This window comes from uncultured Cyclobacterium sp. (assembly GCF_963976465.1).
Lineage (GTDB): Bacteria > Bacteroidota > Bacteroidia > Cytophagales > Cyclobacteriaceae > Cyclobacterium.
This window is the reverse complement of record NZ_CAXBOC010000003.1, coordinates 21,454-31,399: the sequence shown is the minus strand read 5'-3', so window position 1 is coordinate 31,399 and position 9,946 is coordinate 21,454. Positions and strand designations below refer to the sequence as shown.

Genomic DNA, 9,946 nt, shown 5'->3' with positions numbered 1-9,946 from the left:
ATGTCTAGCATTGCCTCAATAGGATGTCCAATATGACCTATTCTTGCCGTTTTTAGACCATGAAGAACATTTGCTATTCGGCAGTACTCTCCTATCATTCGCTCTGATTCGGGATCGTCATGTAAAGTACCGATGATGACTTCAGGCACGCTCTTACCCATCCTAACAGCCACCCCTGCAAACTCAGGCAAAGAGCAAACATCATCATTGTACAGCTGCATGTATGTTGAGGCCCTACTGTAATCCATGGCCTTATCTGGTTGTAAGGCCACCAATACTATTGGCACATTGATGTTTTTGATAATAACACCAAAGGTGCTTGAGGTGGCATAAGTGAGCATGTCACAAAATATCAAATCTAGGTTTGCAGCCTGTAGTTTTGGTACCAAATCATAGGCTGATTGTGCATCATCCACCAAACCAAAATCTATTACCTCCGCATTGTTATGTTCAATTTTTTCTATAAACACTTTTTGCTTGGCTAATAAGGCATCCAAAAGCCCATCAAATTGAGCCCAATATTTGAAATAACCGACGCCAAAAACCCCAATCCTGGGCAATGATGATTTTCTACGTTCAATTTTATATTTCCCCTCCACCGGGTTAACCTTTCCTATACTTTCTTTCATTGTATTAAGTTTCAGTTTTTTTACTTCCTGTTAACGCACTATGTTTAATTCAGCAGTAAGGATCAAGCCCAACTGTCAGTTGAATTTTATGTACTCAATTCGATCGTTTTGATTTTAGGTATAAATACCATTAGAATGACAAAGGCTAAAGGATACATGATGCCGGAGACCAACCAAAGTGGGCCGTAGGAATAGTTTTGAGCAATCCAGCCTATCAAAGGATTAATGATCATTCCTGAAATAGCACCTGCCGTTCCGGATAAGCCTACAACTGAAGATGTTGCATATTTACCAAATACATCCGCTATGGCCGTAATATAATTTGTGATCCAAAAGCCATGGGCCAACATCATTAAACTCATCAGCAGTATCGCTACTTCAATTGTGGAAACTGATGATATAAAAGGAGCCACCAAAGTCAAGGCTGCCGCAAATCCCATTACCCACTTTCTTGCAGCATTAATAGTGAAATTGTGCTTGACCAATTTATCTGAACACCAGCCTCCTAGGATATTCGAAAGGCCCAAGGCCAAGAAAGGGATCCAAAACAATTCTCCAATCCGTTCGAATGATAAGTCTCGCTCTTGGTTTAGATATTTAGGCACCCAAAACATTAAAAAGTAAAATACCGGGTCTAATAAAAACCTAATCAATATAAATACCTGTACTGTTTTATTTTGGAGCAGCTTTTTTATAGAAATTTGGACTGCAGGCTCAGCCATTTCTTTTGCCTCTCGTGCATGAATACTTTTTTTCCATGACTGTCCAAACCAAAGTACAAGCCATATAAAACCTATAAGCCCGGGAATTACAAAACTCCAGCGCCAACCATATTCCCCGGCAATCAATATAGTCAAAGGAGGTGCAGCCACCGCTCCTATTGCTGCGCCGCCAATTGCAATTCCATTGGCAAAAGCCCTTTCCTTTTCATCAAACCATTCATAGACTGATTTTGCAGCACCGGGAAAACAAGCCCCTTCTCCCACTCCCAATAAAAATCTAAATCCTAACAACTGAGAAAAAGTATTCATGACCCCATGAAGAACACTTGCCAAAGACCATATCCCTACCGATAAACCCAATCCCTTCTTTCCTCCAAATCTATCAATCAATCTGCCTCCAACCGTAAACATCAAAGCATAGCTAATCAGAAAGCCGGTGTTTACCCAACCATACTGTACATCTGAAATTGAAAGTTCTTCCTGAATTTTGATTATGGTCATGGACAAGACCTGCCTGTCTAAAAAATTTAGACCTGTAGCAATAAAAATCATTGCTAAAATATACCATCGGATTTTTGGGCTCATTATCTTAACGCTCTAAGTTAATAAAACAATGATATCACTTAATAATCAAATAAACAAGATAATTATATAAATAAAGATACTATGAAACCATAATCACATAAAAACAAAACTTAATTCCGAATATTAAGATCATTTAAAATATATCTTAACGCCCTAAGTTAGAAAATACGGAATGAATCCATGCCCCCTCTCGGAGACAATTACTGAAAAAAAACATTGAAATTTAAGTTGTAAATTATTCAGCCTTTGTATTCGGGATGTGCAATGATCGCAAATTTGTATTTATCCCCTCTATACAAAGACTTCTCCAATTCAAGCACATTGGCTTTACCACTTATCACCACACTATCCAAGACAAAAACCGGCAATGGGTAATCTATGTCAAAATTATTATCGCCATCTTCAGGTGGAAGAATTATGGCACTTAAGGTTTGCTTAATATCTGATATCTTCAGCTTGTATTTATCCTCATAAACCTTAAAGTAGGACAGCTCAGTTGAAAGCCTATTGATTTTTGGACAATATTTTAAGGATATATATTTGGTCTCATCTTTCAATAGCATATCATCTGCATATCTCAGCTGATGCACTTTCAAAACAGGGCCTTCAATAATATAGTTTTTACCACTTATTTCTGCTGACACCCCATGATCCAAGACTGTTTTTTCTAACACAATGGTCTTGGGCTCAAAACCTTCCACTTTCAAACTTTCATCAAAACCTCTCCTTGTGGCATCAATTGACCCCAAGGTTCTTACCAAGTGATAATCCCCCGTTTTATTTAACACAAACGTCCCTTTCCCTTTGATTCTTTGCGCATAGCCCCTGGACTCTATTTCCAGAAGGCTTTTTCTAGCAGTCGTATTACTAACACCAAAGGTGTGAATCAATTCATTCTCAGAAGGGACCTTGTCTCCGGGCAACAATTCACCGCTAATAATTTTATCTATTACTTGCTCACTTATTGCTATAAATTTTGGCGTCTTGTTCTTGTTTGGATTTTTCATAAAAGAATAATATTCTCATTGACTCAGGCAGCGAACACTTGAGTAAGAATTTAAAATCATGGGTAATTCTTGTAAATTAAATGATTTTAAGCGTTAAATGTAAGGGAAAAAAGTTCAAAACACAGAATAGCTCTTTTGAATGTGCCCCATCAGCAAAAAATCAACGGGCAATTTCAACTCTCTACCAAAGGACAGTAAGTAAAAGAAATTATGATTCGGGTCATAACGAATAGGCTACACCTGCGTAAAAACCAGCATGCAAGGCATACCTTCCGTTTTTTGTGGTTCTACCTGCCAACACATAACCGGGACTTGGATATTCCCAGTTTTTATCAAAGACGGTAAACCCAATGGAAGGTCCTCCCATAATACTCAAACGATCCCCTAACTTATAGGCGGGAATCAATCTAAAAAAACTTGTATTGTTTGAAAATTCGGAAAAATCAGTTATTTGCCGATTAACAAATTCAAAGTCCATCAACAGTTTCTTTTTATCCAATACATGCAAACCAAACCCTAAATCTAAACCATACATCCTTTCACTAAGCTCCCTCATACCCAGGCCCACAATCCCATACAACTTTCTTCCACCGGAACGGAAAGTAATTTGCCCGATCCCAGTCTCATCTATACCTACAGCCAGGCTCTTTCTTCCGTTTTCTATAAGATTAATCAGACCGATGGGATAATCACTCGACTTGGCAATATTTATTAACCCGGCCAATTGAACACCAGAAACATGTTCTGCCTTGTTTACGAGCCCGGCGATCTGGTAGCTCACCTCTCCTTGCGAATAATTATTTAATCCTGCAATCTGGAATGCGCCGGTACTACGATCTGCACGATTAGATAGACCTGCTATTTGTAAAACATTAGCTTGGTCCGTTTTATTAAGTAAACCTGCTATTTGAATATCGGATGAACCTTGACTGAAATTATAGATTCCGGCAACTTGTCCACCATTTACTTCTCCCTTTACATGGTTGTAAATTCCGCCAACCTGAAAACCATTCACCTTGCCATACACGAAATTATGAATGCCGGAAGCTTGAAAACCATCCACATCCCCACCTGTCATATTAAAAATCCCTGCTACCTGAAACGCTTTTACATCTTTCTGATTGATATTGAAAATGCCGGCAATTTCCAACCCCTCCACTCCGGCAGTATAGCCTCCCAGAATATTTAGGGAAAAATTATTAATCATCTGGCTATTAAAGACCCCTTGGGAACTCAACCCCGGCGTAAGGGATACCTGCATAGGGCTTTCTGCAAAAAAACCACCCAAATTTAGCCTTTGCACCCTTTGTCTAAATCCAATAAATAAACGCCCAAGCGCACTGTTTTCCATTGCTTCAACAGCTCCGTCTTCCGGATAAAACCTTAGCTTTCTGGATTTGTCCCTTAAGCCTACATCAACTGATGGTAAAATCACAAAAGAAGTATCTCGGTACTCTTCCTTGCTAACGGTCAACCAAACAAGGTCATCCGGCTGCTTTTTATATTTTAACTCGAAGTCCCCATTTTGGTCAGACAAGGAAGAAACCATGCTATTCTTTTCATAAACACTGGCAAATGGAACGGCTTCGCCGCTATGTAAATCTCTAACTTTCCCCTTAAGCATTGAGCGCTTGTTCCCTTCAATTAAATCAACATCCAATTTACCCGGTGCATATTTAATAATTACATATTTGTCATGCTCTTTAAATTCAAAATCCTCCCCAAGCAGCAAACGAAGAAAACCAGCTACCTGCCCCTCGTATGAGGGTACAGAAACCGTTTCATCCAGATCAATTAGGCTACTTTGGTAGGAAAAATAAAACCCCTGTTCCTGAGACAACTCATCCATGACATTCCCCAAGGCGACTTGGTTAGCCACCTCATAATTCATCTCATGCAATAGAAAATCCTGGGCACTAACAAATTTTTGAGGCGTCAGGAAAATGGTGAACAACAGAAAAAACCAGCGAATTTTAAAAATCATAGCAATTATCAACAGACCCTTCGAAGGTAAAGAATTATTCAATAATTATTGCACCAGCCTCATGAGAGATGGACACCCCCAGTGTTTGACGGATAATTTCAAGATTATCTTCAAGGGGTCCAAAAGGCAGTGTAGTGGTAATAGACAAGCTTCGGGCACGCTCCGAGACTAGCTCAATTTTACTACCGTAGGCTTCATTTAACCCCTCAATCAGTTCCTCTAAAGCCATATCTTTTGCTACAAATTCTTTGCTAACGTAATATTTAAACAATTGATTTTGTGAAGGCTCCTTTCGAATGGTTTCATCATTGGTAAATATGGTAGCTTTTTCATTTTTTGTAAGGAACAACTTCTCCTTTCCGGTACTCACTTGCACCAAGCCTTCATCTACTATAACAACGGTTTTTCCTTCGGCTTTTTTAATATTAAAGGAAGTCCCTAACACCTTCACTTCTACCTCATCCACTGCAATTATAAATGGCTTTTGGGGATTCTCTTGAACTTCAAAATAAGCCTCCCCCTCCATAAGCGCTACGAAACGGTCATCCCCTAAAAACCGCTGACTGTAGGAGAGTCGGGTATGCTTATTAAGGGTAAGCTGGGACCCATCCAGTAAAACCTCTTCCTTAGACTCTTCTAAAGAAGCCAGGTCCACACTGCCATAAAACGCTTTTCCGGAGTGGGGTAAAAAAGAAAATACTATGGCAAGCACCCCCAACAACAACACAACCGTAGCAGCTATTTTAACCCATGGCGATGATAATAACCTTTGACTACTCCTTAGGTCTGGTTTTAAAAGTTTTGATTCTCTATTCTTTTTAAACTGCTCCCATGCTTTATCTACATCTATCTCTTCAGCATTGACTATTTCTTTGGATTTTTCCCATACCCAGCAAAAGTCATCGAAATATTTCTCATTTTCTTTACTTGCCCCTACCCAGCTTTTCACAGCAATAGACTCTTCTTTACTGGTTTCCTTGAGCAGGTATTTTATAAGTAAGCTATCTTCCATCACTTAAAATTTATCTGCCAATATTATCAAAAACAGGGGGAGAAATTCCGCCAGTTCCAGTCTTAAGGTTTTTAGGGCCTTTCCCATATGACCTTCCACCGTTTTTATAGAAATACCCATTCTTTCAGCAATTTCCGCATATTTAAGTTCTTCAAATCTGCTAAGTTGGAATACTTTCCGGCACTTGTCAGGCAAAGCCATTAATGCAAGGTTCAATCTATTTTGAATTTCTTTTTCTTCCACAGAATGGTCAACAACAGCCCCAATCGACCTGTCCCCGGCATACTCATGTTGTTTTCTCTCCCTGTGTTTCATTTTTACTTTTTCATGTTTGAGGTAATTCAAGGCATCATAATAAACCGCTTTATAGAGATAGGCTTTTAATGAAGTAGTGATCTTTACAGTCCCTCTCTTTTCCCAAAGCTTTAAAAAAACAGTTTGCACAACTTCTTCTGCCACCACTTCATCTTTCAACAGCACTCGGGCATAGCCATACAAGGCTTTGAAGTGATTTTTAAAGACCTCTTCAAACAACTTGTCATCCACCTTCAATGGCGGTTCTTCCTTTACATTTGAACTTACCCTCACTTACGCTTGATATTAATATAATTGCTTTCATTAAAAGGACAACTCAAACTCAGTTTACCCTTGTTTCAATGTGAAAATTTCTCAAACAATTGGAAATCAACATCCAAATACTTTATTTTTTTTAAAAAAATGACTTTTCTAGAAACCAATTGAGCATATAAAAAGCATTTTTGTCCACCCATTTATTGGGTTGCATGGGATTATCATTATAGGTTTTTACCCCACAGCCTTTCCTGCATGAATTCATGCTAATTTAGTAGATTCTAAAGTTTATCCCAGCAGACAGTCCCAAATGAATTGCCTTGTAAACATTTCTTCTCTCCCTGTTCCATAAACTCATCCCGGCCAATTCATCCCCAATGGCATATTTGGTATGCATATAATTGATGCTAGGCCCGGCAAAAACTTCCACTTTATTTGACAGGACGATGGCAGGAAGAACTTTAAGTCCGGACCTGGAATACTCTCCTCTTCGTTTAAAATTAGTCATAAACAGGTTGGTTCCTTCTACATCTAAACGAAAATGGCTTCCATCCACAACTTTTAAACCAATCCCGGCCTCTACAGCATAAGGAAGCTCGTGGTATTGGAGATTTGAACCTAAACCTACAATTCCATACAATTTCTTCCCTCCGGATTTTAAAATAATCATGGAGGTGAGATTTTCATCAGCATATAGTCCTAGCCTTATTTCCCCATCTTGGATAAGGTTTATTATCCCAATGGGATAATCACTACTTTCAGCAATATTCACTACACCTGCTATCTGTACTCCATTTACCTTTTTAGCCCGATTCACAATTCCTGCAATTTGCACACCCTTGACACTGTCCACCTCATTGACTATGCCTGCTATTTGAATACCATCTACAGTGTTGGTAAGATTAGCAATCCCAGCCACCTGAGCACCTTTAGCAGATTGAGATAAGTTAAATATCCCCGCAGTTTGGAAACCTTGCACATGTCTTGCCTTATTGAATATCCCTGCCACTTGTACAGGTGCATCCATTTCTAATAAGTTAACTATTCCAGCTATCTGTACAGCCTGATTCGCACTTCGAGCTTCATTCATTAGCCCGGCAACCTGAAGTCCTTCCACATCTCCTCTTACTTTCGACCACAACCCGGCCACTTGCAGACCATTTGCATCTCCTTGCACCATCCCTGCCAGGCCATAAATTGCCAAGCCCTTTTCCCCTGCGGAAAGGCCTCCCAAAGCATGAAGGCTAAAGTTGTTTGTTATATTGGGTGCGCTTAGCCCATTGGTACTGATCGGGTAAATGAACCCTATATGTGCCGGCCGTGTTGTCTGCGCCAAGACTACCGTTAAGGAACTGCAAAACAGCATAACCAATGCTGTACAAATTTTAAATCTATGGTAAGGAATTTTCATGATTATTGTATTTATCGATTCATAGGTTTGACAACCCACTCGACATATACCCTTACTTTCAAATCATTTTTTTTACCAAGGGTAAATCATGGTCTTCTTGTCTATATTATAAGAGGCAATAAATACCTCCTAAATAAATCAGTCATTATGAAATCAATATTATTTAGCGTCCCAATTTATATTTTCACCATTGTCTTCACTTTCGCCAGTGCCAATATGCCACCGGAATTTGAATTGATAAAAGAAGGAAATGGACTATCCTTCTATGAACGTTGGATCAATATGGAAGATGGGACCAAAAGTCGAGAAGTAAAGTTTACCATTATGATCCAAGCCTCTTATAAAAATGTTATGAAAGTATTGACAAAGGAGGATTATGGAATGCGCTGGAATGACAATACCCTGGCCTATAAAATTAAAAAGACCGGTCCCAAGTCATGGGTAAGCTATATGCGTTACAGTTTCCCTTTCCCATTATCAGACAGGGAGTGTTATTTAAACAACCGATTAGAAGAGGGAAAGGAGAGCACGAGAATTTATTTCAATTCTTCGAATAGCAGATTTTTTTCTACTGGAGAAGAAATGGAACAGATGACGGGCTTGGAAGGTAGATGGATTGTTACAAAAAAAGAGGGTTATACCCTAATAAGGTACCACATCATTTCGGTGCCTGAAAAAGGTTTGCCAAGATGGATAGTAGATCCAATCATCAGAAAGAACTTATGGAATACCATGCGAAACCTAAAAAATACCATTGAAGAAATCTAAGCATGCCAATCTCTTAAATGGCGATAAAAGCCCCCACTATTGTAAAGAGGATTCAACAACAGTGGCTAATCAACTGTCTTTTGTCAAATGTACTGAGATAAAAAAAGCCATTCAAGGGGTTCCTAGAATGGCTTTTTTTATTTTCAATTAATATTATTTATTCTCTTACAAAAGGATAATCATCCTCTACATATACATCCTTAAAGGCATCTTCACCCTCAGGCCAAGGAGACTCCTCAGCAAATTTAACAGCGTCAGCAACTTTTTGCTTCACTTCTGTTTCAATTCCCTTGATATCATCTTCAGAAAGAATATTATTCTCTAAAATAGTAGCTCGAACCTGCTCGATGGGGTCTCTTTGTTTGTACTCTTCTACCTCCTCTTTGGTTCTGTACTTCTGAGGATCAGACATAGAGTGACCTTTGTACCTGTAGGTTCTGAACTCGAGCAAGGTTGGTCCATCGCCTTTTCTAGCCCTTTCGGCTGCTTCTTTCACTGCTTCATGAACTTCTTCCACGTTCATGGCATCCACAGGAAAGGAAGGAATATCATAAGATTCACCCAATTTATAAAGCTCGTCTACATTCGATGAACGCTTTACAGAAGTCCCCATGGCGTAACCATTATTTTCTATCACAAAAATAACCGGAGTTTTATAAAGCATGGCCAAGTTAAGGGATTCATGGAATGCACCTTGTCTTACCGCACCGTCACCCATAAAGCAGATCGATAAATTTTTGGTCCCCAGGTATTTTTCTGCAAAACCAAGTCCTAAGCCCATAGGGATTTGAGCGCCTACAATGGCGTGTCCTCCAGCAAAGTTTTTAGATTTATCAAAAATATGCATGGATCCACCTTTACCTTTGGTAGTGCCGGTGGCTTTACCAAAAAGTTCAGCCATAATGGCTCCGGGATCGGTACCTAAGCCCAAAGGCTGCGCGTGACACCTATAGGCAGTTATCCATTTATCCTCTTTTTCGAGGGCAGTGATTGCTCCTGCAGCACAGGCTTCTTGACCTATATATAAGTGGCAAAAGCCCCTTATTTTCTGTTGTCCATAAAGCTGTCCTGCTTTCTCTTCAAAACGCCTCATAAGCAACATGCTTTCAAACCAATACTTATAGGTTTCTTTGGAATATTTTACTTTAGATTTACTTGTACTAGAACTCTTCTTTGCCATACCGTATTCTATAAAATATACTAACTTTGGCCTCAAATATAGTGAAATCAAAGCAATATTGAGGCCTTTTGCGAAAAT

8 protein-coding genes and 1 pseudogene are annotated in these 9,946 nt (G+C 39.2%); 1 reads left to right on the top strand and 8 read right to left on the bottom strand.

Annotated features, from left to right (window positions below; genetic code table 11):
* From AAC037_RS00655 to AAC037_RS00625, 7 genes and pseudogenes are all read right to left on the bottom strand, one after another.
* A pseudogene (locus AAC037_RS00655) lies at positions 1-629 on the bottom strand (arabinose isomerase); the annotation flags it as partial.
* A gap of 86 nt (positions 630-715) precedes the next feature.
* Positions 716-1,936, bottom strand: a complete 1,221-nt coding sequence (locus AAC037_RS00650) for an MFS transporter (RefSeq protein ID WP_339900873.1) — start codon at positions 1,934-1,936, stop codon at positions 716-718.
* 239 nt (positions 1,937-2,175) lie between these two features.
* On the bottom strand, positions 2,176-2,943 hold the full coding sequence (locus tag AAC037_RS00645; RefSeq protein WP_339900872.1) for a GntR family transcriptional regulator: 768 nt from the start codon (positions 2,941-2,943) through the stop codon (positions 2,176-2,178).
* A gap of 220 nt (positions 2,944-3,163) precedes the next feature.
* On the bottom strand, positions 3,164-4,927 hold the full coding sequence (locus tag AAC037_RS00640) for a hypothetical protein (RefSeq protein WP_339900871.1): 1,764 nt from the start codon (positions 4,925-4,927) through the stop codon (positions 3,164-3,166).
* Between the two features lie 34 nt (positions 4,928-4,961).
* Entirely contained in the window at positions 4,962-5,939 is a 978-nt protein-coding gene (locus AAC037_RS00635) for a FecR domain-containing protein (RefSeq protein WP_339900869.1), read from the bottom strand.
* Positions 5,940-5,942: 3 nt separating this feature from the next.
* Complete coding sequence (locus AAC037_RS00630) at positions 5,943-6,527, bottom strand: RNA polymerase sigma-70 factor (RefSeq protein WP_339900867.1); 585 nt, start codon at positions 6,525-6,527, stop codon at positions 5,943-5,945.
* Between the two features lie 253 nt (positions 6,528-6,780).
* Positions 6,781-7,920, bottom strand: coding sequence for a hypothetical protein (locus AAC037_RS00625; RefSeq protein WP_339900866.1), 1,140 nt, complete (start codon positions 7,918-7,920; stop codon positions 6,781-6,783).
* A gap of 147 nt (positions 7,921-8,067) precedes the next feature.
* Here AAC037_RS00625 and AAC037_RS00620 point away from each other — a divergent pair, with 147 nt between their 5' ends.
* Positions 8,068-8,688 (top strand): hypothetical protein, encoded by a 621-nt coding sequence (locus tag AAC037_RS00620; protein ID WP_339900864.1) that lies wholly within the window; start codon positions 8,068-8,070, stop codon positions 8,686-8,688.
* A gap of 157 nt (positions 8,689-8,845) precedes the next feature.
* Here AAC037_RS00620 and pdhA read toward each other — a convergent pair whose 3' ends face one another.
* Positions 8,846-9,868: a pyruvate dehydrogenase (acetyl-transferring) E1 component subunit alpha gene (pdhA, locus tag AAC037_RS00615; RefSeq protein ID WP_339900862.1), complete on the bottom strand. Its 1,023-nt coding sequence runs from the start codon at positions 9,866-9,868 to the stop codon at positions 8,846-8,848.
* Positions 9,869-9,946 lie beyond the last annotated feature (78 nt).

What these genes read in the sequence shown, in the direction of transcription:
- AAC037_RS00650 (WP_339900873.1), bottom strand. Translation starts at nt 1,936, where the DNA reads ATGAGCCCAAAAATCCGATGGTATATTTTAGCAATGATTTTTATTGCT.
- AAC037_RS00645 (WP_339900872.1), bottom strand. Translation starts at nt 2,943, where the DNA reads ATGAAAAATCCAAACAAGAACAAGACGCCAAAATTTATAGCAATAAGT.
- AAC037_RS00640 (WP_339900871.1), bottom strand. Translation starts at nt 4,927, where the DNA reads ATGATTTTTAAAATTCGCTGGTTTTTTCTGTTGTTCACCATTTTCCTG.
- AAC037_RS00635 (WP_339900869.1), bottom strand. Translation starts at nt 5,939, where the DNA reads ATGGAAGATAGCTTACTTATAAAATACCTGCTCAAGGAAACCAGTAAA.
- AAC037_RS00625 (WP_339900866.1), bottom strand. Translation starts at nt 7,920, where the DNA reads ATGAAAATTCCTTACCATAGATTTAAAATTTGTACAGCATTGGTTATG.
- AAC037_RS00620 (WP_339900864.1), top strand. Translation starts at nt 8,068, where the DNA reads ATGAAATCAATATTATTTAGCGTCCCAATTTATATTTTCACCATTGTC.
- pdhA (WP_339900862.1), bottom strand. Translation starts at nt 9,868, where the DNA reads ATGGCAAAGAAGAGTTCTAGTACAAGTAAATCTAAAGTAAAATATTCC.